Here is a 25,567-nt window from a genome sequence, read left to right as displayed (position 1 = left end):
AAGATCGATAGAAACTTGGAAATTCCTTGAGTTCTTTTTCTTGCAGAAGATACCGGGAAAAGGTCTTTAGTAAGTAGAATATGTCCCCTCCGCTTTCCGAATTAAGGATTCGAAATCTTGTACAAGATTTGGAGTCTTCTAAAATTCCATTTAGGTCGGAAGTCCGGCTTTCGGTTCTATCATCGTTTAAAATCGGGGGGGTTTGCCCTTTGGTAATAGAACCGGAAACTCCCGAACAGGTTTTGGAAGCGCTTTCGATTTTTCGTAAAACGGAAACTCCGTGGAAGATTTTAGGAGGGGGTTCTAATCTTTTGATTTCCGATCATCCGGATAATTTCGTTACCTTGCGTTTGTCCGGAGAATTCAAAAATTACGAATTTTTGGACCACGGTAGGTTTAAAATCGGGGCTGCAACGAATACCACGCCGACGTTTCGCCAAATATCTCAAAAGGGTTTTACCGGCGCGGAATTTTTAAGTACGATTCCCGGATGGACGGGAGGCGCTGTGATTCAAAATGCGGGCTGTTATGGTGGAGAGTTGTTTGATCTGATCCATACGGTTCAATTTTTGAGAGACGACGAAATTTTAATTCGCAGACCGGGCGAAATCAAACACGGATACCGTTTTACCGAGTTTTTAGAGTATAAAAATTCGATCATTCTCGGGATCGAAATTCAGCTGAAGGAAGGAAATTTAGAGGAAATCGAATATTCTTTGAACGACAAAAGAAACAAAAGGAATTCTTCCCAACCGGAAAATAAAAAAAGTGCGGGTTCGGTTTTTAAGAACCCAAAAATTTTCGACGAAAATGGAAAAGAATGGAAAGCCTGGGAATTGATCGATCAGGCCGGTTTACGCGGAAAAAGGAAAGGAGGTGCCCAAATTTCACCAGAACACTGCAATTTTATCGTGAATGTAGGAACTGCAACGGCGGCCGATGTGGATTATTTGGTTCAGCTCGTTTTGGAAGAAGTTTATAAAAAATCAGGCATTCTCCTTAATCGGGAAGTCGAGTATTTTGGGGACATTCCGTGATTGTTTTCCGGAGTTCCGACCATGACTTCCACGGTTTTATCTACTCTTTTGAAGCGTACATAGAGAGGTCCGCTTCATGAATCAACTCTTCCAGTTTTTGAAGAGAGCCAGTTGCCATTCCCCAAGTAAAACGGAAGGGAGGATCGTTTTCCTTACATTTCCCGCTTAAAATTTCCATGGCTTCGTGAAATCTACTTTGCGTCTGAGCGATTTTCTCTTTGTTTTCGTGTTGTACTAAGACTAAAAACTCATCACCGCCGATCCTAAAGATTTGATCCGTTCCCCGTATTACGTAACTTAGAATATTCGCAAAATGACATAAAACCTGATCTCCTGTTTTATGTCCGTAGTTGTCGTTGATATTCTTAAAATCGTTCAAGTCTAAAAGCGCGACGAGAGCCATGTGGTCCTCTGTTCTTCTTCCGGACCACTCTTCCTTAAGATGGTTCAATTTATTTCGATTGAATAAGCCTGTCAAAGCGTCTCGAAACGCCAGAGTTTTTGTTTCTTCGTATTGGTTGGAATGCGCGAGTGATATAGCGGTAAAATCAGCGATCGTTTGTAGAATCACAAGATCTTCGGGACTAAACGAACTTCCATCAAAACGATTTACGAGTTCGATTACTCCGTGAACTTGGCCTCTAAAAATCATAGGAACTGCAATCACGGTTTCGGTTTCGAATCCGGTTCTTTCGTCCACTTTGCGTGAAAAACGAGGATCGTTTCTTGCGTTTTCGACGAAGATAGGAGTTTTAGTTTCTACAACGGAACCTGCAATTCCCTCTCCCAATTTAAGACGAATGTTTTGAATTCTATCGAGTTCCAGACCCTCCGCGATGAGAAAAAATAATTCACCTGTGTTCTCATCAAATCTCATTAGGCTCCAATTTTCCGGACTGAAGAATAATCTTACTTCTTCCATAACCGCATTTAAAACTTCCTGTTGCTCCAAAGACGAGGTGATGATTTTTCCTATTGAAGAATATAATTTTATTACTTCCGGTTGGGTTTCTTTCGAGGCCATAGTTCCGCTACTTTGTTAAACTGGTTTTTATTTTATGATTCGAATTCTTATTTTAAAATGTAAAAATGGTTTTTATCAACATATTTACCTTTCTTTCGATTTTTTTGTTCACCAATCCGAGATTAGTTCAAAATCGATTCGATTTCCTTTCACGAAGAATTTTTGGACAAGACTCACGATTCGAATTCTATTTCGGTATTGCTTTCCCAAAGGATTTCGTTTTTTCGTACCCTCTTGTTTTTCGGTTTCCATAAGTAAAATGAATGTCTTACACATTGAAATTCCAAGATAACGCGCTATGGCCCGTAATTCAGCCCAATCCAAATTTTCCGGACGAAATGAAAATCGAATCAATGATTGAGACCCTTTTTGATAAAGGGTTCTATCGCTTTTATGCGGTTTTTGCGTTCTTAGCGTTGTTGTTTTATAATTTTTAAGAAGAAGACTGAGATAGGTCGTCAGATTTTTGTTCTTCTTAATTTTGACAATCGCATATGAATAAAGTTCTTTCGGAATATACAGATCGGCCGTGAAACGTTTTTTTCGAAATTGCCGTTCGTGGGTGAATTTTCTTTTTTGGTTCATACCGAAATCGGTTCTCGGACACGTTCCGGCGGATCATAAAACGGAATTTTTTTTGTGCGGAGCTCCGACCACAACACGACTTTCACCGACGAATCCGGAGTAACCCAATACGACGAAAAAACGACTGAATTTGTTCCGTCGAATTGGGTTACTCCGGAGTTCCGACCTAAATCCCCAAAATCAAACCGACTCGATTCTCTAAACCTTGGACCCGATCCAAATACAGGGCTTCCACGGAGCAGGCCAAAACGAGGCTGTGGAGTAGATCCACACAAAGAGAAAGTTTTTCCTCTTGGCGGATAATAGAACCGTTACGTTCGAAAGCCACTTCGAGCAATCTCCTATATTGGCTTCCGTAACGCTCCGTATATTCGTTTTGCAGATTTACCGGTGCGGAATAAATCAAACTGAAAGGAAGTCGCGCCTTATCCGGATATTCCTTCGCGGTTGTGGCGACGGCTTTAAAGATGGAAACGACCTCCACGTTTAGGCCTTGATCGCGTACAATCCTTCTTCTAATTTCGTTTAAAATAAGAAGATGAGTTGCGACGAGCGCTTTTCTAAACAGATTTTCCTTGGACTGGAAATGGTGATAAATGCTCGGTTGTTCTAACCCGCATTCTTTGCTAATTTCTCTCAACGATGTTCCGTGAAATCCTTTTCTAGAAAACGCGATCGCAGCCCCTTCTAAAATTCTTTCACGAGAATTTTTATATTCCCTGTTCAGAGGATACAGGGGACTTCCGTCTTTTCTTAACACTTGCTTGGCTCCGGCCCTAAGACCTTTTTATGGGTCGGTTCGGTCCTAAGGCTTTATTTTTTCAAATATCTTAATATTCTATCGTTCAAACGTCAAAATTCTTTTTTAAAAACCTCGAAATAATTTCTAGTATCGTTGGGAAGTATCGAGGGAGACGGACCGAAGCCAGGGTTGTTTTGATTCGGATTATACTGACCTTTATTCTCTTTCCTATTCTTATTCTCCTGAAAAGTGACTAAAGTGCTAAACAAAAGTTCAAAGTTGGCGACGTTTAACGAAGAATCCTCCAAGGTCACTTCCACTAAAAAATGATTTCCCGAACTGGTATAATCGAATTCATAAAAGAACACCGGATCCGCATACGCCGAAAAAAGTGGGGCTACTTTGCGGTCCTTCTTATCACTCTTATAAATTTGGACTAAAAAGGCATGAGCCGCATCGTCGTGCGCGAGACCGATTCCCAGTTTGTATTTTTGAGTTCCTTCTTCCGAAATCGAAGGTAGATGAATTTTATAAATGACCGAGTTACCTTTAAAGACCGCACCGTTGAACTGATGTTTTTTTTCGACGCTGTATCCCGAGTCGCGAAGGTTTCTTCTTACTTCTTCCAAATAGGCTTTCAGTTCTTTTTTTTCTTCGACACCTTTTCCGGAAAACGAAGTTCCCGCTGGCGTTTTTTCCTGCGACGTAATCGGAACGCCAATTTGAAAAATCGAAAAAAGGACGAATAAGACCGGAATTTTGCGTATTTTAGAGGGCATAGATTTCATTTTGTTCTCTTTCCATCTAATGTACTCGAGGATTTACTTGATGAAAAGATTTTTTTATTCTCGATTCCGACTCTTTTGTTTTTTTCTCGAAAGCCGACATTTAAAGTAACAACCTATTTTGGCGGAACCCGATGAAATCAAAGATCGCTTTTATCATTTTTATTTTTCTTCTCTTCGATAATTGTGTATCGAATTCGAAATACGATTCTCTACTTAAGGCTTACGAAGATTCCAAACTGGATAACTTAAGAATTCTTAGCGAAAAAGAGGGACTCTCCCGATCTTTGGAGGAATTAAAACGCATTCAGGAAGAATCGGAGCAAAGAATTCGAGATTATAAGGGATTGATGGACGCGTTTCGATCGATGATTGATTCGGGAAAACTTAAGATCAAAATCATAGATGGGAGAATGGTAGTAGTCCTTTCCTCCGATATTCTTTTTCCTGTAGGTTCCGCATTTCTTTCTCCTGCTGGTGTTGCCGCGATCCGGGAAGTTACCGTTTTACTCGCGTCGTTGGAAGGAAAACGTTTTCAGATCGAAGGTCATACGGACGACACTCCGACCGGAATCAAAGGTTATACCAACTGGGAATTAGCGTCTTCAAGGGCGCTTAACGTGTTGCACACCATGGTCAAAGCGGGAATGCCGGAGGGAAGGATCAGCGCGGCTAGTATGGGAGCTTCCAGACCTGCGGTTCCGAACAATTCTCCAGAAAATAGGGCCGCTAACCGCCGTATCGAAATCGTAATCGTGCCGGACCTTTCCAATCTCCCTGGTATGGAAGAATTAAGAAAGTATTCGAACTGAATGAGTAAAATAGAATATTAAATAACTCTAAATCATACGAATAAGTATGCCCAGTATATAAGGGCGAATTGCAAGGGAAGCCTTAACAATAAGACCCATTTCGGGGGATCTTTTTTTCTTCTGGATTGAAAATGATATATGTTTGCAGGAAAAACCGCGATCAAAAGCAGGATGATTCCCCAAGCGCCCAATCTTCTCGTTTCAGGAAAAAGTAACGCCGCCCCCAAAATGATTTCGATCAAGCCGCTCAGATAAACTACGAACTTTGGATACGGAATATAAGGAGGTATTATCCTAAGATAAAACTTCGGCAAAACGAAGTGAAGGATTCCTGCGAGAACGTAGAGTGTCGCCATAAAATAAAGACTGACGATGATCGATTCGGACATGTTCTTAATTCCTTATTCGGATTTCGAGATGATACGAAGGAAAACTCCTTCGTTTTAAAAAGTCAGAGAATTCTCTTTTCCCTTCCTCGATTCCTTCTGGCGTATTTTCGGACTTTACATTGAAAGCCTGAAATACGAAGGGAACTGATCCGTTTTTGACGGAGCTCTTCCCTTCTAAAAAAGTCCTTTTTCCGCAAAAATCGATTCGAGGATAAATTCATAGGCAATCTTCTCCTTGCCTTGGAATTGCCCAGTCATTATAGAAAGAGCTGATAAAGTACAAGAAAAAAAAGTCTCGTCCGATTTTTTTTTCGATTCGTTACTCAGGATATAACGACGTTGCAAATTTTTCTTTTCGGTGACGGGAGGGGAAACAGTTTCGATTTTAATGGAAACGAATAAACCTCTTAAACAACTTATGACTAAACGAATCTTCACCGTAAACGAAAAAGATTCCATTGCGCGAGTGGGAAACATTTTTGATAAGCTGGAATTCCATCATCTTTTAGTGATAGACGATCAAAAACGATTAGTCGGAGTTCTTTCCGATCGCGATTATCTGAAATTCGTCAGCCCGTTTATCGGAACGAGAATGGAACGTGTTCAGGACGAATTGATACTTTCCAAAACAGCATCCCAAATTATGAGTTCGTTTCTGATTACTGTCAAAGAAGATCAAAGCGTTCGTCATGCTGCCGAGTTGATGCTTCGTTATAAAATATCCTGTCTTCCAGTGATGCACGATAACGGAGAGATAGCGGGGATCGTGACTTCGAAAGATCTGTTAAAGGAGATTCTTGCAGTCCCTGCGGATCTATAGTAGTCAGGTTTCAGCGATTCGCAACGCAGGAAAAACGATTTGTTTCGCTTTAGTATTTCCGTTAATAGGAAGAGAGAATTCCCCGTAAATATCCCGCAGAGCGCAGGTCACCTTTTCCCATGTGCAATTCATAGCGATTCTTCTCGCCTTGTCGCGTATCCTTTTTCTAAGAACGGAGTTTCCGGCGAGAACACAGGACATATCGACGAATTCCTGATCATTTCCGAAGCCGGGTAAAAAACCGGAAATTCCGTGTTGGACGTAACAGCCGGCGGCTGCGTAATCGTAGGCCACCACGGGTAATCCGCTAGCCATAGCTTCTAACACTACGTTTCCGAAAGTTTCCGTCATACTGGGAAATAGGAACAGGTCTCCGGACGCGTAATGTTTTGCAAGCTCTTCGCCCGTTTTTAATCCGACAAAAATCAAATCTGAATTCGATTTTTCTAATGTATTTTTTTTAGGCCCATCGCCGACGAGAATCATCTTTGCTTCGGGATGCGATTCCTGGATTTTGCGGAAAGTTCTTACGGCGAGGGTTACGTTTTTTTCCGCTGCGATTCTGCCGACGTAGATTACGGTTAATTGTTCGTCCGAAATCCCCCAACTTTTTCTAAGTTGCCGGTCTCTTTTGGCAGGATGGAATAATTCCGTGTCGATTCCTCTTGAAACGCGTCTAACGTTACCGTACCCTTTTTTGGAAAGGAGATCCGCTACATCCTGGGATGGAGTGAGCGTTATCGCGGTGCGATTGTGAAGTCGTTTTAAATAATTTTCCACCAAAATACGGGCGAAACCCAATCGATAATAATTTGTATACGAATGGAAGTTCGTTCTGAAATCGCTGACCACTGGAATTCCCGAATCTCGAGCCGCGCAAACCGCCGACCAACCGAGCGGTCCTTCCGTAATTACGTGAATGATGTCCGGTTTTTCGCGCTCGAAATGTCGCTTTAAAGTCTGCCTGGCCGGAAATCCGAAACGCATGTCCGAATACATGGGAATTCTACATCCCGACATAAGGATTTCCTTATATCCGCTTCGGCTACGCGCGTAATCCTTTAAGCCTTGTTTAGGACGAAAAAGTATGACTTCGTTTCCTTCATCTACGAGATCGTTTACCATACGATATAACGTTTTGGCGACCCCGTTTATCTCGGGAAAATACGTTTCCGTTACCACGATGATTCGGAAAAATCTTTTTTCTTTCGACGGAATCGAGGATTCGAATTCGAAACGGGATCTCATATCGGTAGAATACCCGAATGAAGGTAAGGATTCAATTAAGAGAATATTAAATTTTCATTACAGGGTCGATTCTCTGGATTTAGATCGGAACAGACCTTAAACTTTAATTTTAGAAAAATGGAATATTAAATCGAAAATTATTTTTTCCTTTTTTCCGGTTTTTTGGAAGGATTTTTCGCTTCCGAAATTTCTTTCCATTTTTCCGTAAGCCATAGTTTCGCCTCCACGGTTTTGCCGTCTTTCAAACGAACCAGATAAGGTTTTCCGGAAATACTGGACTTCGAGGCGATATGTTCGATAAAGTCGGAGATATTTCCGATTCTACCTTCTGCCGCTTTGAGCTTTCGTTCCATGTGTTCCCTCGCTTCCTTGGGATCGTGCTCGGATCCGTTTCGGATGAATTTGCACTGGCATACCTCCAAAGAATTCATCAGTGAATTTAGATCGTTTTGAAAAACGGAACCGTCTTCGGAAAAAACGGAGAAGAGAACGGAGTAAAAAAGAAAAGTGACGACTGAAAAGATTTTTTTCATCATATTCTCCTAAATATAGTTATACATCATACGTTTCGAGAAAGAAATTTACCGATCGAATAAAACGAAATAATTCTTTTTCGTTTATTCCGTTTTTAATTTCGTTTTGAAAAAAGACCAGATCTCCTCGGCGGTGTTTAATTCGCGAGTGGGTTTCCCCATGTTAACAAAAGGAATTTTTCTATTTGTTCCAGGCCAATTGTGTCCCGCACCGACGATCCGATATTGACGTACTTCCGTATTTTCGGCGCAATCACCGTAGGAGCGCATTTCAAGACGTGTATCGTCGTCCGTTTCGTCTTTGATTTTTAACGCGGCGGAATTTTTACAGGAATTCCATTCAAGCCATCTGCTGACCGATTCATCCACGCTTAGAATTTCGCCTCCGTCTCTCACATAACCGCCGTAATACGGAACGATCGGATCTTCGGTGCCGTTAAGGAAGGCGACTGAAACCGGAGAATCGGGACGGAAATTTTTCAAAACGTATTCCGAAATTTGGGATGCGACGCTCGCTCCCGCGCGGAACCGTTTCGGCATTTCGATCAGTATTCTCTGAGTCATAAAACCGCCGTTCGAATGACCTACGATGAAAACATTCTCTCGGGATGCGGAAAATTTTTCTACGAGATGGTCGATAAGCGTTTCGATAAATCGTACGTCGTCCACGTTTTCCCGGTCGGAAGGAGTGGCACCGCGTCCGTCCGCCCAACTCCTTTGTAATCCCTCCGGATAAACGGCGATGAAATTTTCCCGATCCGCGATCGAATTAAATCCTGAATCCTGCATGATAATTCTACCGTTTCCGAGACGTCCGTGGAGAATAATGACTAACGGGCGTTTTGCGATTCTGCTTTCGTTTATAGGTGTATGGATTAAAAAAGTTCTCGTAGTGTTTTCCACGGTTATATTTTGTTTTTGCGCTTCCTCTATCGAGGATGAATTTTTCCTCCAGATTCGCGTACAATCCGAATGAAGAAATATCGATACGATTTGAACCGCGATAATATGAATGATACGTATTCGTTTCATCGATTTTCTTCCAATAGATCGAGCGAATGCAAAACGGATTTTTCAAAAGAGGAAGAGGGCCAAAATACGGGCATGATAGGAATCGTTAACCATCCTCTCCACTGATCTAAAGAAAGGTCGTAGATCGATTCGTGTAAGATTCCGTTTTCGGTAAAAAATCTATATACGATCCTATGATCGGATCTGACATGGTAGGGGGCGATTCCGAGGGTGAATAGGGTGAGAAAAAAATTTAAACGGTGGATCATAGGATATGCGTATTCAGGCTGTAGCTCCTCCAATACTATTTCCAACACGGAATCGGATCGAGGATCCTCTTCGTATCCCTTTTTCCACAATCCGATTCGCAAAAGTTGCATTTCGTTTTTATAATATTCGAATCCTGTAAATTCGATTCTAAACTTTCCTTTGGGAGGAATCGATCCCGATTTTTCCCTTGTCTCCGGAGAATTGACGAAGGCAGCGCACCCGAATAAGAGCGATACGCAGATGATCCAGAGTAACCTCGATTTCAGTTTCATAACGGCGCCGCTTCCGTGACGTTTCTAATGAAGTCCTTGGTAAGGTCGGAATAAAGTTTCGGAATTTCCTCCCGATCGTCGAAAAATCTTAACCCCAGAGAAACCCAGCCTATGTATTGCGTTTTCGTAATAGGATACGAGTACTCGCGCAACTTCTCGTTTTTTTTCCATACTTTGAAAAGGATTCGGTCCTCGTATTTTTGTCGTATGGGTACGAGTAAGAACGTTTGAACCGAAAAAATTCGATTGAGAAGGTAAAGAGAAAACCTTCCGGGTTCCTGTTCGATCATCCACGAAACAGGTCGAGTCTGCTCTCCGAATAACAACGAATAGCCGGATGATTTTTCGAGTATGATCTGTATCTTTATTCGATTTTTCGATTTGGTATGGACGCTGATTTCGGAAAAAGCTCCGGAAATATGCAAAGTTTTTAATATTTCGGAAACGTTCCTTCTATCCGAATCTTCCTGCCAGCCGATCAATTCATACGATATTTTACGTTCGTCGATAACCGCCCCTTTTTGCGCAAACGTAGGAAAGTCGGTCTTCACGAATACGGAACAACTTTGGAAAAATAGAAAACAGGCGATCGTTCGAGGATCGATTCTCATTGTTACAGAGGATTTCCCCACGCGTCTATCTGGTGATCGACAGCATACAGACCGGGTGCGGGAAGTTTTCCGCTGGCGGATCGGTCCGCGATTCCCAACGCACAGGAAGCGAGTTGTCCGATGATCGCGTCCATTCCTTCGGTCGGAACTCCGTAGAATAGAAAATTAATCGGACTCAAGTCGCTTAACAAAAAGAAGGTCTTTTCGATTTCTAAACCGTCCTTTTCCACAAAGAAAGTGACCTTGCCACCCTGATCGATTCCCGATTGAGGATCCAGAATCCGATCGAATTCCAGTTTGACCGGAAAACCGCCGATTTTTTTGTCTTCGGAAAAGGAAAGTTCGTTTAGCCAGTCTATAAGATCCGTATATTCTGCCGTTTTGGTGGAGCCGGAAGCGATCAGAACCTTCGATTTATTTCCGTTAATAATCAAATCTTCAATATGAGATTTTTTTAATATAGAATTTCCGATCACTCCTAAGATCAAATCTCTGGAGTAAAATTCCTCCTTAGGAATTTCGTCCATCTTCGTATATTGTCGGTTTCCCGGATCGGAAACCTTGAGGTCCACTTGGATCGGGCCGGGGTCCGTTTCGTGAAGTCTGGATTCGAGATATTTGCAGAGAAAAGTTCCGATATTACCTTTTGCACCTAAAATGAGAAGTTTTCGCGAGGAAAGAATCATCCCTTGTCCGTTTAAGATCGCCTCGATCGCGTTGAGAATGGAATACGCGACTTCTTTCGATTCTTCCCGGACTTTTTGCTCCGAAATCGCGATCGAATACGAAGGTAAAAAAAGTTTACCGTTTTTATCCAGGACGAAGTTTAGTCGATCGTATCCGTTTCTTGTATGCTCTACGGTTCCGACTAACGTTTCGGACAAAAAGCGGGCGAAAGAAAGTTCGGGAACGGCTTCGTTTACCGAATATTCTTCGCACACTGAAGCGAGGTTTCTTCCGGAAAGGGCATATTCGTTAAAAAAAGGCGCAACGTATCCCCCGTCTTCCACGAGGATGGTCTTTTCCTTTTTTCGGTACGAATCCAAAAGGTCTTTCAGAAATAAATTTCCTGAAAGTAATTTCATCGCCTCGAAAAAACCGAGTTTTTCCTCCTCAAGTCGATCGTATAAGGATTTTAATCCGGAGGTTTCGCTGTAGATCGGAGATACGGAATAGTAGATCTTATTTTTGGGTCCTACTTTCAATTGTAACCCGGACATAAAAAAACGATCCGTCGGTACGTCCAGTAATACGTCCAAATACGCAGGAGGAACGACCCCTCCGTATTTTACGAACGCTACGGTAAGTTGTCCGCATCGTAAACGTCTGAACGTTTCGATCAATGCGACGATTTCGGAAGTGATATGATGTATTAGAAAAACGTTGAATCCGGAAAGATCTAGGGAATGTTTTTCCCGGTTCGCGATTTTTTCCAGAATGGGCATCCGTTTCAGATAGTGATTCATATCTAGAGTCGTTCGTTTTGCGTTGAAGCTGAAATTTAATACCCGATCGAGCCTGGATAGGTCGATATAGACGCAATGATTCTCGTTTAAACGTACTTTTACGGTGAATCCTTCCTTTAGGTGTCTAGTTATTTCATGATCTTCTAATATTAGAAAAATCTTTTTAAATAAAGGAAGTGCTTCCAGAGGGTCGGTTTTTACGATCGACTCCGAAAAACCCTTGTCCCAAAAAAGGCTGATCTGGTCCAATTTCCCGAGAGCGGTTTTTTCTATTTGTTCGAATACCCTGGAAAAGGAACGATTTTCCTCCACGTAGGAGCGTTCTCCCCTTTGCGCCGCGCTGAGAATTCCGTTGTTGATCGCCTCGGCGATTTTCGTACTTCCTGCGATGAATATCCGAGAGCCGATGTCGTCCACTATCGTGTGAGGCACCGCGGTCAAGTCTATGTTGGCTCGATCGAAATTCTCCACCGTCAAGCGGAAGAAAAATTCTCCGATTTCTTTTTGATTGGGAACCCGTTCGAGGATGAATTGATAATCGATGTTTTCATTCGGGCTAGTATGGTGAAACGGAAATACGAGCGCGAAAATTCCGGAGGTTTTCGGATTTTCTCCGTAAAACTCGGGATGAATCTTTTTCGCCCAAACCTGTCTTTGAAACGTGCCGAATACGGTTCTAAGGTGATCCTGGAATTCCTCTTTAAAAAGTAATACGTCCTTTAACACGCCGGCACGTGCATAAATTTGAATATACCCGATGTGCATATCCAAAAGTTCCCTGTTGATGTTCGGATTGATCTTGTGGAATATCGTAACATCGCCGATTCCGTTTTGAACCTGTTCGATCACTTCCTCTCCGAGGGTCCTCGATAGAATGGAAAGGCCGGTAAAGATCCGCAACGACTGCAGATCCAATTCCCAGATCCCGTCCTCTTTTTCCGTAAGAACGGATCCGAGCGAAGTCTCTACTGCCCTGAGTTTTCCGGTTTTAAGCATGTGTAATGATTACTTTGACGGCTTCGGGAGTGTGCGCTTTTTCAAAGGCTTCGGGGAGATTTTCCGGAGAATAGGAATGTGTCACCATGTTTCGTTCGAGGGCTTCGGTGACGGTCGGATTTTCCTGCAGCAGTTTGATTGCAAGATGAAAGTCTCCGCAACGAGACGTGTGAACGGATTTTCCTGCATTCAAAAATTCTAATAGATCATTTCCAGAGGATCGGCCTTTAAAAAGAATCGCGCTTCTTGGACGGATTAGCGAGTTTTCGTGGGAAGGATTGGGGCGGATAAGAAGATCGATTTCCTCCGCAGTTCCCGCGATTCCAAGATCGAAACGCGGAACGTGTCCCTTGAATTCCGGAGAAGCGAGGGTCGTTTCAGCATCCATTATACTTCCGTAATATGCTTTGAATCCTTCCGGGAGTTCCAATTTTCCCACGCTCGGCGCGACGTATACAGTGCGGTTTGTGCGGTCTTCGTTTTTCCAGCCGTAGCGAAGGTTTTTTTCGTCGAATTTCATCAGAGACATTTCGTCCACGACCAATTCGGTGAGTTTTTTTACACCCGAAACCTCCTGGCCGTTCGTCGTTTTTAGATGCAATTCTCTATTAGAAAGTTTTAATGCACTTTCGAATCCAGAGACGGTGCTGGTCGTGTCGTAAACGATCGAAAAACGCTCCGCCAAAGATTCGACGTTCCGTTTTCTAAGATCGATACTTTCGTCGGCTCCCAGGTTGAGCGCAAGTTTCAGTAGTTGATCGTGCCTCGCAAGGGCGAAAATTTTGAAGTCGATTTTCGAGGAAGCTCGATAAGCGGCTAACGCTGCTATGACGAGACTTCCCAATCGTCTCGGTCCCAATACGGCGACTTGATCTCCCGGTTTGGGAGGAGATGCTACGACCGCCTGTAAGGAAGCGGCAAACGGTTCGATCAAAACCGCGGTTTTGTCGGGAAGCCCCGTATATGGTATCGCCGCATTCTGCGGAGCCAAAATGTATGGACCGAATCCGCCGGGTAGCCTGTCGATTCCGAGAACTTTCCGTTCCGGACTGTGGGTCGGAATTCCTTCCTCACAAAATTCGTCCGAAGGTTTTTGCCCGCGCGCTTCAAAGGTATCGTTGATTTCGACTACATAGGTTTGTTTGACTCCGTCGATCGGTTCCGGATCTTCCGCGATCACCTCGTGCCCGATCACTTGCGGTAATGGGAAGGGCAAAAAACGGCGGGCTAAATCCGTGGAACAAACTCCGCAGAGTTTCGATTTGAGCAGTTTGTATCCGGGTCCGAGATGTAGGTATTCCTTTCCGTTTCTGGAAATATCCCAGCCGGTTTCCAAACTTCCTTCGAATTGATACTCCGCCGTTTCGAACGAATCGTCGGAACGATAGTCCATGGCCGCAAATTGGATTTTCATACGTTCGCCTTTGATTTAGACAATGGATTTTAGAATTACGGTCAGTGTAGAACTTGCAGGAATTCCGACAAACCCTTCTTACCGTTCGGAGAATACGATTCTTCCCTTTCTCAAAACCTGAATTGTCCCGGTTGAAAACGGTTCCATTGTTCGTTGGAGGTCAAGGGCTCGGTTGCGATCACGGTCACCTGATCGCCCTTTGTCGTTACTTTGCGGAAGTCGATGAGAGGTCCGCGTCCTCGAGGCGGCTTTGCCGAACGGAGATTGTCTCGTAATCCAGGAAAGTTTGGCGAAACAGTACGCGGAGAGATTTTTGGAATCGCTGAGAAGAATATTGGAAACTCCTTTTTGCTGGAGTTCCCACAGGAGGTTCCCACAGCTTGGAAAAGTTCCTTGTCGGAGGGGGGAGGATGAGGAAGTTTCTTTTTGAGTTTGCCGAGTAGCCAACAAAACGCGTGTTTTGAGTCCGTAGTTCCGACCAGAATAAATTCTGCCAGAGGTTCGGATTGGATTTTTTTGAACGGACCGTTGTGCGCGAAGGCTCGGTAGGAACCCTAGATTTCCCGGACAAAAGGGAGTGTGTTTCTTAATTCCACTTTGCCTCGATTCGCTTTACGAATATGACTGATTACGATTTCGCTTTTGATCGGAAGTTTTCGGACGAATTCGGCGATTTTCGATTCGATTCCCGGTTTCGGATCGTGAAAGATACGGAGCCCCTTTTTCCTTTCCTTCCTAAAATCCGATTCCCCAGTCGTCCCTGTGCGGACCGTTTTTCCACCCCGTTGGACGAAACGGTTAGGCTGAAGCAAATAGCGGTCGGTTCATTCGCAATTATTTCGAGGAGTTCCCACAGATTTGTTTCCTTATAGAAGATGATTTTATTATATTGGAATTATTTCTGTTATAAGGAAATGCGTCTGTTCCACGATTTTTTTAAGGATTCCTTGCAGAAATGGACCTTCCGTTGAAAACTGAGCGGGTGATTTTGCATATTGATACCGAAACCGGCTGGAGAGGAGGAGAGCGACAACTTCTCCTTTTGGCGGAAGGTTTAAAGAAAAAAAAGATTCCGCAACTCGTCCTCGGCAAACCAGGATCCGCCTTGGAGAAACGGTGTTCCGACCATAACCTTCCGTTTTACGCTTTGGAGATGCGGGGGGAATGGGACCTCGCCTCGGTGAAGGCGATTCGTTCCCTCGTTCGGGAAAAAAAAATCCGGTTGATTCATACTCATACGGCAAAGGCGCATACATTGGCCCTCTTTGCAAAATCCAAACTTCCGCAGATCAAACTCGTCGTTTCCAGAAGAGTGGATTTTAGCATTCGTAAGAATTTATTTTCTATCTGGAAATATAAGTCCAAACGCAACGATCTCTTTCTGACGGTTTCGAATAAAATCCGGGAAATCCTTCTGCGGGACGGAGTCGATCCGGCCAAAACCGTCACGGTTCATAGCGGAATCGATTTTTCCTTCGCCAAAAAATTACCCGATCCGGCGCGGTATAAAAAGGAATTCTCAATCAAAAAAGATACGATCGTGATCGGAAACGTCGCGGCCCTCGTCGATCATAAGGATCAAAAAACCCTTTTGAAGGCGCTTTCCGCATTGGATCCTTCTAAAAATTTCAAACTTCTCGTCGTGGGCGAAGGCGAACTCAGAAAAGAATTGGAGGATTTGTCCGCAACGTTGGGAATTTCCGATAAGGTCGTCTTTACGGGTTACCGCGAGGACGTTCCCGATATTCTTTCCGTTTTCGATATTTTTACGCTGACCTCCAAAGAGGAAGGTTTGGGAACGTCCGTTCTCGACGCGATGGCCGTCGGACTTCCAGTAGTCGCCACCAAGGGCGGAGGAATCGGCGAAATGTTGACCCACGAAAGCGGGGCTTTTTTGGCGGAGGTCGGCGACGTCGATGCTCTTTCAAAATATTATGAAATTCTAATTGATGATGCGAAACTCCGAAAAACCTTCGGGATATTCAACAGGGAAGCCGTCAAACGGTTTTCGATCAAAAACACGATCCGTAAAACGGAACTCGCTTATTATTCGTTTTTGGGTGAAGAACTTTTCGGAGAAAAAGAATGAAACGCCTCTTGATCATAGACGGACACGCTTTCGTATTTCGGGCCTATTTCGCGTTCGGAGCCTCCAACCTTACCAATTCCAAAACGGGAAAACCGAGCGGAGCAACGTTCGGTTTTTTTAAAATGCTTTTTAAACTGCTTCAGGATTATTCCCCGACGCACGTCGCCATGACTTTCGATCCCGGAGGACCGTTGGAGCGCGGCAAAACCTTCGAGGAATACAAAGCCAACCGAAAACCGATGCCGGAGGACCTGCGACCCCAGATCGGAGAGGTTATGGAAATCCTGGAAAAGATCGGTTTTCGCGTTTTGAAAATGGCCGGTCACGAGGCGGACGACATCATAGGAACGTTATGCGAAATATATCGATCCTCAGCTAAAGAGATCCTCATCTTTTCGGGAGACAAAGACCTCTATCAACTATTAGAAAAGAAGAATATAAAAATGCTCCGCGGAAAAAAGGGAGTCACCGAATTCGTGGAAATCGATTCGGCTTGGGTTAAGGAGGAGTTGGGCATCGACGTAAAGCAGGTTCCGGATTATATGGGAATCGTCGGGGACACTTCGGATAATATTCCCGGAGTGAAGGGGATCGGAGACAAGGGAGCCTCCAAACTTCTTCAGGAATACAAAACCCTCGACGGAATTTATAAGAACCTCGAAAAGATCAAAAATCCTTCGATGAAAACCAAACTTTCGGAGCAGAAGGAGAACGCTTATCTTTCGAAAGCGTTGGCTACGATACGACGCGATCTGCAACTTGGAATAACCGAAAAGGACATCGAGACCCCCGATTACAAATCCGATCAAGCGATCCTGTACTTTAAATCCCAAGGTTACAACGTTCTTTCCAAAGACTTGGCCAAGTCCGCGGGTAAAGAAGCACCGAAAGATCCGGAGCCTACGGAAACGAACGAAACCAAATCGGTTCCGGCCGGTGAAAAAGGAACGTATAAGTTGATCACTTCCGCGGAGGAACTTGCTAAAATCTGCCGGGGATTGATGAAGTCCAGAGTTCTCGCGGTGGATACGGAGACAACTTCGCCTAACCCCGTTATGGCGGAACTTTTGGGGATTTCTTTTTCCAACCAGGAAAAAACCGGGTTTTACGTTTCCGTGAAAAACAACGCTTCATTGTTCCAGGATAAATCCTTAAGTTTAGAGGAAGTAAAGGAACATCTAGGACCTATTCTCGCGAGCGAAATTCCCAAGGTCGGTCAGAACATAAAATACGATCTGATCGTATTGGAAAACCACGGTTTGTCGCTTAACAATATTCAGTTCGATACGATGCTTGCTTCCTATGTGCTTCAACCGGAAGGAAGAAGGCACAACATGGACGCCCTCGCCAAGGATCTCCTCAATTACGATACGATCACCTATGACGAGTTAGTCGGAACCGGTAAAAAAAAGAAAGAGCTGACGGATATCGATCCGGAACAAGTCGCGGAATACGCCGCGGAAGACGCGGATATCACTTTCCGATTGTATCAAATTCTGAGAAAGTCCATCAAGGAATCCGGAGTAGAACCGGTTTTGAAGGATATGGAACAACCTCTGATTCCCGTTCTTGCCAAAATGGAAAAAACCGGGATCGCTTTGGACGTTCCTTATTTCGAAGAACTTGCCCGCGATTTCGATCGTGAAATCCGTCATTTGGAAAACGAAATTCACAAACAAGCGAATGGACCGTTTAACATCGCTTCTACGAAAGAGCTTCAACGAATTCTTTTCGACGATCTAAAACTTCGGGTCGTTAAAAAAACGCAGACCGGTTATTCGACGGATCACGAGGTTTTGGAGGAACTTCTCGGAGAACACCCCATCATCGAAAAACTTCTGGATTACAGGAAATACACGAAGCTCAAATCCACGTATGTGGACGCGCTTCCCAGGATGGTCAATCCCAAGACCGGAAGAATCCACACGAGTTACAATCAGACAATCGCCGCAACGGGAAGATTGTCTTCGACCGATCCCAACCTTCAGAATATTCCGATCCGAGATAGGGAGGGTCGTCTTCTTCGCAAAGGTTTTGTCGCCGGTTCCGACGAATTCGAAATTTTGAGTTTGGATTATTCCCAGATCGAGTTGAGAATTATGGCGCACGTGTCCAAGGACGCTGCGATGTTGGATGCGTACAATCACGGATTGGATATTCATAAACGGACGGCCGCCGCGTTATTCGGTGTTTCCGAAAAAGAAGTCACTCCCGAAATGAGGGACAAGGCAAAGGTCGTCAACTTCTCCGTGATTTACGGGGTCACTCCGTACGGGCTCAGCCGAAATCTAAGAATTCCCCGAGAAGAAGCGAAGTCGTTTATCGAGCGTTATATGACTCAATATACGGGAGTAAAAGCGTATATGGACGAAACGGTCGCGTTCGCCGAAAAAAACGGATACGTCCAAACGTTAACCGGTCGTCGTCGTCCGATTACGGACATTCATAGCACGCATAAATCCGCAAAGGAGGCGGCGAAACGAATCGCGATCAATAGCCCTATCCAAGGGACGAGCGCGGATATGATCAAGATCGCTATGATCAAAATCCACGAAGAGATAGAAAGAAAAAAATATAAGTCCAGAATGCTTCTTCAGGTTCACGACGAGTTGGTGTTCGAGGTGCATAAGAAAGAAAGGGACGAATTTAAGGCGGCGATGAAAAAACATATGGAAGTCGCCATGCCTTTGGATCTTCCGATTCTCGTGGAAGGAAAATTCGGGATCAACTGGGACGAGGCACATTGAAACAATTGATTCGATATTATAATTTCATAGTATAGGGATATAAAAAATTTCCCAAATTCCGGTTAATTTTAGGGTCTGAAAGGTTACTTCTTATTGAGGAACTCTAACGTTTCCGGTTAACCGAATGACCCCTATTCTAAAATCGTTTCTTCTCGGCGAGGCTCATGGATTTCGGCCGAGGATCCTGTCAATTTTTTGCAGTCTTTTCTGCGCGTCGTATTTATTCTCTTGTACGGCATGGCCCGGACTTACCGCACTGGCGAAGGAAGATTCAAAGGCTTCGAATTCCGCTTTGTCCTTGGCGCCTTTGTTACTTGCGGCGGGCGAAGGAAATCCCGGAAATCCGAGCGGCCCGGGCGATCCAAGTACTCCGACCGTCGTTCCTTGTTTTTCTTCCGCTTCCGGTTGCGCGGTTTTTATGCAAGCGGTTCCCAACGGAAATCTAGGAGGAGTGAGCGGTGCGGATTCCACTTGCCAAACCGCGGCGATCGGCTTAAACGCACCCGGCGTCGCCACGGGCTCCGAATATAAGGCTCTTCTAATGGATGAAGTCGTGAGCAGAAGCCTTACCATAGATTGGGTGCTTTATCCGAATACGCGTTATTATTCGCTTAACAATTTCAATCTACAACTCGGCGTTACGAACGCTTCCGCGGAATTACCCGCGAATTACGACAACGCTCCCGATCCCGGATTGATCGCAATGTATACGGGGATAACCATCCTACCGAATTGGGCCCCCACTGCGGGAGGGACTTGTACTTCCTGGACGACGGGCGCGCCCAATCCCAACTTCGCCATGGTCGGAGTTTCGCACGTAGCGGCCGGTTATATAGACAACGGCGGCTTTTATGCGTGTAATCAGGCGATCAATATATACTGCGTACAAAGGTAACGATCGTATGATCTCGTTTATTCTTAGAAAAACTCCGCTATTATCCATATTCATAATCGCTAATTTATGGAATTGTCAACATGCCAGAGTCGAATTGGCTCCGACCGTAAAGACAAAAAAAACGAAAGAAGGCAGCGAAACGCAGGGAAAAACGATCACGTTTAAACAGGATTACTATCTGATGGGTTTGTTTCCGAGAAAGATTCAATACGACGAATCTTCGTTGTGTCCTAGTCGGGGGATCAAGGAAATACATCAGTATTCGACGCTTTGGAACGGCGTCTGCGAACAACTTACGCTCGGAATCTATTCCCCTAGGTCCATAGAAATATCATGCCATTGAATTTTTGCGAAACGATCCGTTTTCAAAGGAAACGTTTTTTACTTCCGGTTCTTATCTATCTTACGTATTCCTTGTGCGGTTGTCATCAAACAGTGATTATACCTTCTAAACTTCAGAGAATCGGCGACTCCAGCGAGGACGTCAGACATATTTCGAAAAGTTACATTCTCGGATATTTCGAAGGAGGACATGAACGGGCGGAGTGCGCAGAGGGAATCGAGAATATTAGCATCAAACGAGGGTTAGGTGACTTGTTCGTCCACGTAGTTATCGGAGGTCTGTTTAATACTAGAAGCGTGGAAGTGAATTGTATCAAACCTAAATCGGATTTTGTCCGAAACGCCGATTCTATGGTCTTAAAAGGTGTACATTTCCGATTGAATTCGGATCAGATCCGACCCGAATCCTTTCCCGTTTTGGACGGATTGGCCAATTATCTTGCGAAACGAAAATTCACCCGAATTCTGATATCGGGACATACGGATTTAACGGGCGATAAACGCGCCAACGAGGAACTTTCGGAAAAGAGGGCTTCCGCAACTAAGAAATATCTTGTTTCCAAAGGGATCGGATCGGGTCGGATCGAAACTCTCGGATTCGGATCGCGTCGTCCCATCGTACGCTCTCTGGACGACAACGCCTCCGTATTAAATCGACGTATCGAAATACAATTTCTTAAAGATCACGATAAAAACACCGATTTTCCCGAAGACTCCGAAACCAGCGGGCTGATTCGCGTTACCTTGAAAAACGGAACATACGAATTCGGTAATATAACCCAACAAAATGAAACCGAAATCCATCTGGAGAGGGACGGAAAAGTGAAAGTACTTTCAAAACGAAGTATTAAAAAGGTTGAATATAGATGGAAATCCAATTGATACGATTTTTTGATCGAATGCGCTGACGGTTCGTTTTTTACTTCCGATTTCGACCGCTTCGTCCTAAAATGGGATCCTTATTTAAGAAGTTATCGGAATGAAACAGATATCTCGCGGTCGATTTTTAAGGGATTCCGCAACGCTTCTTGCGTTTTTAAGCGGGTATATAAATTCGTTTTCCGATTCTTTGGGAAAGGAGAACAACGGAATGTTGCACAGGACCGTTCGTAGTTCCGGAGAAAAAATTCCCGCGATAGGATTGGGAACCTGGCAAACGATGGACGTATCCTCCGATTCTTCCTCGTTGACGACGCTTATGGAAGTATGGAACGAGTTCATCCGTTCCGGCGGAGGTGTGGTCGATTCTTCCCCGATGTACGGGCGATCCGAGGAGATCGTCGGTTTATTGTCTTCCGGGTTGTCCCCGATCGATAAAAAAAGAATCTTTTTCGCGACCAAAGTCTGGATTCGCGGTGAAACGGCCGGTAAGACCCAGATCGACTCCTCGTTTCGAAGATTCGGCGTCGATAAGATCGATATATTCCAAATTCATAATTTAGTAGATGCTCATATTCATTTGAAATATCTCAAAACTCTCCAAGAGAAGGGTAGTATTCGATACGTCGGTTTGACTCACTACGTTTCGTCCGCGTTTTCGGAAATGGAGGGGATCGCCAAAAAAGAAAAAGTGGAATTTTTACAGATTCCGTATTCGATCGTTACGCGTGAGGCGGAAACTAGAATTCTTCCTTTTGCCGAATCGAACGGTATTTCAGTTTTGATCAATCGTCCTTTCGAAGAAGGTCAGTTGTTTCGACGCGTAAAAGGAAAAGTACTTCCCGATTTTTTTCGCGAATGGGATTGCGAAAGTTTCGGTCAGGCTTTTTTAAAATTCATACTTTCACATTCGGCTGTCACATGCGCGATTCCCGCAACTTCCAAACTATCGCATCTTCGGGACAATCTAAAGGCTGGTTTCGGAAAGCTGCCTACGGGTAGGGATCGTGAGGAATTTAAAAAACGTCTTTTGCAGGAACTTTGATTTTTTTCGAATATAATAATCATTAGTTGGTAAATATGAAACTTGAAGAATGGAAACGATCCGGCAAATACCTTCAATATCAAAATTGGAGAATATTCCATAAAGTTGAAGGAAGCGGAAAAAACCTCGTTTTGATCCACGGGTTTCCGACGGCGTCGTGGGATTGGGAAAAAATTTGGGAACCGCTGTCGAAAAAATACAGGTTGATCGCGTTAGATATGCTCGGATTCGGATTTTCCTCGAAACCTTCCATCGACTACAGCATTTTTCTTCAGGCCGATATCATCGAAAAATTGTTAAACGAATTAGGGCTCGAAGAAGCGACGGTGTTGGCCCACGATTTAGGGGATACGGTGGCTCAGGAATTGTTGGCTCGTTTTATCGATCGTAAAAAATCGGGAGTTTCCGGATTTAAAATCCAAAGGATGATTCTCCTTAACGGAGGTATTTTTCCGGAATCGCACCGGCCGAGATTGATTCAGAAATTATTGCATAGTCCTCTGGGATGGGTTTTGTCCAGATTGATCAACCGAGGTTCGTTTCAAAAAAGTTTTTCCGCGGTTTTCGGGGAAAACACCAAACCTTCCTCCGCAGAACTCGAGGATTTTTGGAATTTGGTTTCTTCGGACGAAGGAACAAAAATTTCGCATCGATTGATCCGATACATCGCCGAAAGAAAAACGAATCGGGAACGTTGGGTGGGCGCTTTGTTGAACTCTCCGGTTCCGATCAGGATGATCAACGGTGTTGACGATCCGGTTAGCGGCGCCCATCTCGTCACTCGTTACAAACAGCTTGTACCGAACGCGGACATCGTCGAATTGAAAGGTATCGGTCATTATCCGCAAGTGGAGGCCCCTTCCGAAGTTTTGAAGGCGATTCCTTGAAAAAGTTTTGTCAAAAATTTATTTTCATAGTGATTAGAGCCGGGTTTTTCGGTTTTACGATCCGATTTACGACTCTGGATCGATTTTGCAAAGAATGAATTCGACACAAGCGATCGATCCGATCCGTTTTTCTTTATAGATCGATTCCGTCTTGGATCGGGGATTGTCCTTGAAAAAAACCGGTATTTCAAGATCATGATGGAATTGCGAAAAAATACGACCGCATATCGTCGTTTCCGATTTTTGTTTCATGTCTAAGTCGAGTTATAATAATCCAAGGTTTTTCGATTTCGTTTACGATGAATTTTTATCCGCGGCCGTAGACGATCCCTCCGCTTCCTTTCAGGAAGGAATTCTTTTTCATTCGCTTACTAAGGAAAACATTTTAGAACTTCTTGAAATAACCGGGATTCTTCCCGAGATCGTTAAGAAAGGATATCAAAACATTCATCTTGAAATTTCCGGTTTGGGTCAGGATTTTCAAAGACTGGTTTTGACTTCGGAAAAGGAAATTCTCCTGCATCTACGTTTAAGCGTTCAGGAATATAGATTGGAGATCAACGACTACTTCTTTAAGGAAAAATATCTCATCATCAACTGGCTTCAGACACGTCATCCGAAATCGCAATCCATGGATAAAAGCCGTCTTTATCCGGGCCAAGACGTTCCCGGGTTGGGGATTTTCCATCAGATTGCGGATTTTATAGGGTTTCTGATTTTATCTCTTCGATTGAACGGCGCCGTGATCCGTCCGGAATATTTTCATGACGCGGTTTTATTTTCCAAAAAATTCCATTTTTTAACGCCCGAAGCACAAGCGTTGTTTTGCGCGTTGTTGAGGGATTTTAAACACGAATCGATCCGGGGAATTTCCACATACCTTCATTCCGGAAAAATCAAAGATCATAAAACTGTAATACAGTGGAAAGCGGTCGAGATGATTCTGTTTTTGGAAAAAACGCTCAAACCGTTCGTATTCAATAAGAAATTCGATAAAAAGGTGAACAAACTTTTGGATTCGATGAAATTGAGTCTTGCCGAATCCTGAATTTCTTCGTCGTTCCGCGTTTTTTCCGTTCGATTTTCGTTAGGAGTTCCCACACTAACCCGTAGTACGTAGAATTATCGAGTATTCTTTCGATAAAAGAGATAATATTGTTTTATAAAAAGCTCTAAAAAGAACTTGTTTTTCCAAACTGTTGATTTCAAAATCTGAGTTCGTCGAATTCTACGAAAGGATGGAAATCACATGGAACAGAGAAAATTTCCGAGAGTCGTACCTGCGCGGAACGAGGTCATCGAAATCCAATTGATGGGTGTTAATTTCATCGATATCCTAAATGCAAAGGATATCAGCATCGGCGGTGTCGCTGTGGAAGTTCCCCACTTATTCGAAGGCTGCGACCTCCATTCTCCCATTCAGATGATTTTGACCTTGCCCGGAAAAAATCCGATCAAACTTTCCGGCAAAGTAAAACGCAAAATCTCCGGGCCGGAAGCCTCTTTGTTCGGTGTGGAATTCGGAGCCTTGGAACCCAAGGCGAAATATCTGATCGAGTCCTACATTCAATCGCGGATGCAGATGGCCTCCTAAAGAGAACGTCTCTTCGTTCGGAAATTTCTTTTTTCCCAACTGTTTCCAACCGTTTTCGCTTTTTTTCGAATTTGCAGTAATATTAGAATTTACTTTTAAATCCTTTTTTTTATCCTTCTGAGGCCGTGAAAAACGAGCGTTTTTCCGCCCGTAGAGTCACCGGATTTTATTTCCTATGTAATCTATCCGTAACGGGAACGAATAAGATGGAGGACAATCTAAAACCGAAGGATGACTCTATGGGAACAGGTTTCGTAGATAACAAGCTGAAGACGGAAAGAAAGTTAGAGGTTCGCATCGCTGAAAACCAATTGGAAATCGAAAGAACTCTGGCTCTTCGTTACGATGTGTTCAATCTGGAATTGGGAGAAGGTCTTCCCCAATCCGCGGCTACGCGCAAGGACAGGGACGAGTACGATCTCTTCTGCGATCACCTGATCGTGGTCGATAAAAATCAGGACGATAAGATCGTCGGGACGTATAGAATTCTTCGTAGATCCGTAGCAAAACAAAACATTGGTTTTTATTCCGATAACGAATTCGATATCGCCAAAATCTACGATCTGGACGCGGAAACCGCGGAGATCGGCAGAAGTTGTGTTCATCCCGAATACAGAGACGGTTCCGTGATCTCCATGCTCTGGGCCGGTTTAGGAATGTATATGCAGAAGCACAACGTTAGATACCTTTTCGGGTGCGGTTCGATCCATCAGACGGACGCCCAATCCGCCAATGAAGTTTACGCTTTTCTAAAGGACAAAAACGTATTGGCAGGAAAGGATTTCGACGTAGTTCCTCTTCCGGGTTTCGAAGTTCCCGGTTTCGACCCGAACTACACAGTGGAGGATATGAAAGTCGTTCAGAAAAGAATTCCGGCTCTGATCAAAGGTTATATCCGTGCGGGTTCCCAGATTTGCGGAATTCCGGCCTGGGATCAGGTTTTCGGAACGATCGATTTCTTTATTCTTTTCGATATCCGCGATATAGAATCCAAATACGGCAAACGTTTTCTGGACTAAAACCCTTCTCTTGATCGTCGGAAGGCCCTTGACGGGAGTTCCGGCGATTTAATAG

At 44.0% G+C, this 25,567-nt stretch carries 26 protein-coding genes and 1 pseudogene; 13 read left to right on the top strand and 14 right to left on the bottom strand.

Translation table 11 applies throughout. The annotated features are described in order from the left end of the window. Positions 1–80 precede the first annotated feature (80 nt). Positions 81–1,037 (top strand): UDP-N-acetylmuramate dehydrogenase, encoded by a 957-nt coding sequence (gene murB, locus EHQ17_RS12170; protein WP_135593972.1) that lies wholly within the window; start codon positions 81–83, stop codon positions 1,035–1,037. 40 nt (positions 1,038–1,077) lie between these two features. Here the strand turns inward: murB and EHQ17_RS12165 are convergent, their stop codons facing one another. The 4 genes from EHQ17_RS12165 to EHQ17_RS12150 all read right to left on the bottom strand — a co-directional run bounded on the left by EHQ17_RS12165 (position 1,078) and on the right by EHQ17_RS12150 (position 4,167). After that, positions 1,078–2,061 (bottom strand): sensor domain-containing diguanylate cyclase, encoded by a 984-nt coding sequence (locus EHQ17_RS12165; RefSeq protein ID WP_135593970.1) that lies wholly within the window; start codon positions 2,059–2,061, stop codon positions 1,078–1,080. Positions 2,062–2,169: 108 nt separating this feature from the next. Further along, entirely contained in the window at positions 2,170–2,646 is a 477-nt protein-coding gene (locus EHQ17_RS20425) for a DUF1564 family protein (protein WP_135593968.1), read from the bottom strand. A gap of 166 nt (positions 2,647–2,812) precedes the next feature. Then, positions 2,813–3,406: a TetR/AcrR family transcriptional regulator gene (locus tag EHQ17_RS12155; protein WP_135593966.1), complete on the bottom strand. Its 594-nt coding sequence runs from the start codon at positions 3,404–3,406 to the stop codon at positions 2,813–2,815. Positions 3,407–3,498: 92 nt separating this feature from the next. Beyond that, complete coding sequence (locus tag EHQ17_RS12150; RefSeq protein WP_425460711.1) at positions 3,499–4,167, bottom strand: hypothetical protein; 669 nt, start codon at positions 4,165–4,167, stop codon at positions 3,499–3,501. Between the two features lie 140 nt (positions 4,168–4,307). Between EHQ17_RS12150 and EHQ17_RS12145 the strand changes: the two genes are divergently transcribed. After that, positions 4,308–4,985, top strand: a complete 678-nt coding sequence (locus EHQ17_RS12145) for an OmpA/MotB family protein (protein WP_135736186.1) — start codon at positions 4,308–4,310, stop codon at positions 4,983–4,985. Positions 4,986–5,017: 32 nt separating this feature from the next. Here the strand turns inward: EHQ17_RS12145 and EHQ17_RS12140 are convergent, their stop codons facing one another. Further along, entirely contained in the window at positions 5,018–5,374 is a 357-nt protein-coding gene (locus EHQ17_RS12140; protein ID WP_135594359.1) for a DoxX family protein, read from the bottom strand. A 388-nt stretch (positions 5,375–5,762) separates the two neighbouring features. On the opposite strand from EHQ17_RS12140, the gene EHQ17_RS12135 reads away from it, so the two are divergent. Next, on the top strand, positions 5,763–6,194 hold the full coding sequence (locus EHQ17_RS12135) for a CBS domain-containing protein (RefSeq protein WP_135594357.1): 432 nt from the start codon (positions 5,763–5,765) through the stop codon (positions 6,192–6,194). Between the two features lie 3 nt (positions 6,195–6,197). On the opposite strand, the gene EHQ17_RS12130 is transcribed toward EHQ17_RS12135, so the two are convergent. The 9 genes and pseudogenes from EHQ17_RS12130 to EHQ17_RS12095 all read right to left on the bottom strand — a co-directional run. After that, positions 6,198–7,442, bottom strand: coding sequence for a glycosyltransferase family 4 protein (locus EHQ17_RS12130; protein ID WP_135594355.1), 1,245 nt, complete (start codon positions 7,440–7,442; stop codon positions 6,198–6,200). Between the two features lie 137 nt (positions 7,443–7,579). Next, positions 7,580–7,978, bottom strand: coding sequence for a YfeK family protein (locus EHQ17_RS12125; RefSeq protein ID WP_135594353.1), 399 nt, complete (start codon positions 7,976–7,978; stop codon positions 7,580–7,582). Between the two features lie 81 nt (positions 7,979–8,059). After that, positions 8,060–9,007 (bottom strand): CE1 family esterase, encoded by a 948-nt coding sequence (locus EHQ17_RS12120; protein WP_135594351.1) that lies wholly within the window; start codon positions 9,005–9,007, stop codon positions 8,060–8,062. Continuing rightward, a complete protein-coding gene (locus tag EHQ17_RS12115) occupies positions 9,004–9,528 on the bottom strand; it encodes a hypothetical protein (RefSeq protein ID WP_135594348.1) in 525 nt (174 codons plus the stop codon). The genes EHQ17_RS12120 and EHQ17_RS12115 overlap by 4 nt, the downstream gene beginning before the upstream one ends. After that, positions 9,525–10,139 carry a hypothetical protein gene (locus tag EHQ17_RS12110; protein ID WP_135594346.1) on the bottom strand — a complete coding sequence of 205 codons (615 nt, stop codon included), beginning with the start codon at positions 10,137–10,139 and terminating at the stop codon, positions 9,525–9,527. Before EHQ17_RS12110 ends, EHQ17_RS12115 begins: the two co-directional genes overlap by 4 nt. A 2-nt stretch (positions 10,140–10,141) precedes the next feature. Beyond that, a complete protein-coding gene (locus EHQ17_RS12105) occupies positions 10,142–12,601 on the bottom strand; it encodes a hypothetical protein (protein WP_135594344.1) in 2,460 nt (819 codons plus the stop codon). Further along, positions 12,594–14,015, bottom strand: a complete 1,422-nt coding sequence (locus EHQ17_RS12100; protein ID WP_135594342.1) for an MDR/zinc-dependent alcohol dehydrogenase-like family protein — start codon at positions 14,013–14,015, stop codon at positions 12,594–12,596. The genes EHQ17_RS12105 and EHQ17_RS12100 overlap by 8 nt, the downstream gene beginning before the upstream one ends. Before the next feature lie 110 nt (positions 14,016–14,125). Then, positions 14,126–14,197, bottom strand: a complete 72-nt coding sequence (locus EHQ17_RS20420) for a hypothetical protein (RefSeq protein WP_425460710.1) — start codon at positions 14,195–14,197, stop codon at positions 14,126–14,128. Positions 14,198–14,318: 121 nt separating this feature from the next. Further along, positions 14,319–14,827: pseudogene (locus tag EHQ17_RS12095) on the bottom strand (class II glutamine amidotransferase); the annotation flags it as partial. Between the two features lie 170 nt (positions 14,828–14,997). Between EHQ17_RS12095 and EHQ17_RS12090 the strand changes: the two are divergent. The 10 genes from EHQ17_RS12090 to EHQ17_RS12045 all read left to right on the top strand — a co-directional run bounded on the left by EHQ17_RS12090 (position 14,998) and on the right by EHQ17_RS12045 (position 25,512). Next, the gene (locus EHQ17_RS12090) at positions 14,998–16,104 is read left to right on the top strand and encodes a glycosyltransferase (RefSeq protein WP_135594365.1); all 1,107 of its coding nucleotides are present in this window, start codon (positions 14,998–15,000) and stop codon (positions 16,102–16,104) included. Beyond that, the gene (polA, locus tag EHQ17_RS12085) at positions 16,101–18,851 is read left to right on the top strand and encodes a DNA polymerase I (RefSeq protein WP_135594340.1); all 2,751 of its coding nucleotides are present in this window, start codon (positions 16,101–16,103) and stop codon (positions 18,849–18,851) included. The genes EHQ17_RS12090 and polA overlap by 4 nt, the downstream gene beginning before the upstream one ends. Before the next feature lie 124 nt (positions 18,852–18,975). Then, complete coding sequence (locus EHQ17_RS12080) at positions 18,976–19,746, top strand: DUF1554 domain-containing protein (RefSeq protein WP_135594338.1); 771 nt, start codon at positions 18,976–18,978, stop codon at positions 19,744–19,746. Positions 19,747–19,753: 7 nt separating this feature from the next. Then, positions 19,754–20,089, top strand: a complete 336-nt coding sequence (locus tag EHQ17_RS12075; protein WP_135594336.1) for a Bor/Iss family lipoprotein — start codon at positions 19,754–19,756, stop codon at positions 20,087–20,089. Then, positions 20,080–20,970 carry an OmpA family protein gene (locus tag EHQ17_RS12070; RefSeq protein ID WP_135594334.1) on the top strand — a complete coding sequence of 297 codons (891 nt, stop codon included), beginning with the start codon at positions 20,080–20,082 and terminating at the stop codon, positions 20,968–20,970. Before EHQ17_RS12075 ends, EHQ17_RS12070 begins: the two co-directional genes overlap by 10 nt. A 97-nt stretch (positions 20,971–21,067) precedes the next feature. Continuing rightward, positions 21,068–22,012: an aldo/keto reductase gene (locus EHQ17_RS12065; RefSeq protein ID WP_135594332.1), complete on the top strand. Its 945-nt coding sequence runs from the start codon at positions 21,068–21,070 to the stop codon at positions 22,010–22,012. A 35-nt stretch (positions 22,013–22,047) separates the two neighbouring features. After that, entirely contained in the window at positions 22,048–22,899 is an 852-nt protein-coding gene (locus tag EHQ17_RS12060) for an alpha/beta fold hydrolase (protein WP_135594330.1), read from the top strand. A 250-nt stretch (positions 22,900–23,149) separates the two neighbouring features. Continuing rightward, on the top strand, positions 23,150–23,947 hold the full coding sequence (locus tag EHQ17_RS12055) for a histone deacetylase (RefSeq protein WP_135594326.1): 798 nt from the start codon (positions 23,150–23,152) through the stop codon (positions 23,945–23,947). Positions 23,948–24,148: 201 nt separating this feature from the next. Beyond that, a complete protein-coding gene (locus EHQ17_RS12050) occupies positions 24,149–24,493 on the top strand; it encodes a PilZ domain-containing protein (RefSeq protein WP_135594324.1) in 345 nt (114 codons plus the stop codon). A gap of 239 nt (positions 24,494–24,732) precedes the next feature. Further along, complete coding sequence (locus tag EHQ17_RS12045) at positions 24,733–25,512, top strand: GNAT family N-acetyltransferase (protein WP_135594363.1); 780 nt, start codon at positions 24,733–24,735, stop codon at positions 25,510–25,512. Positions 25,513–25,567 lie beyond the last annotated feature (55 nt).

Source organism: Leptospira gomenensis, from assembly GCF_004770155.1.
GTDB lineage: Bacteria > Spirochaetota > Leptospiria > Leptospirales > Leptospiraceae > Leptospira > Leptospira gomenensis.
The sequence above is the reverse complement of the archived record's forward strand: the minus strand, read 5'-3'. Positions and strand labels throughout refer to the sequence as shown.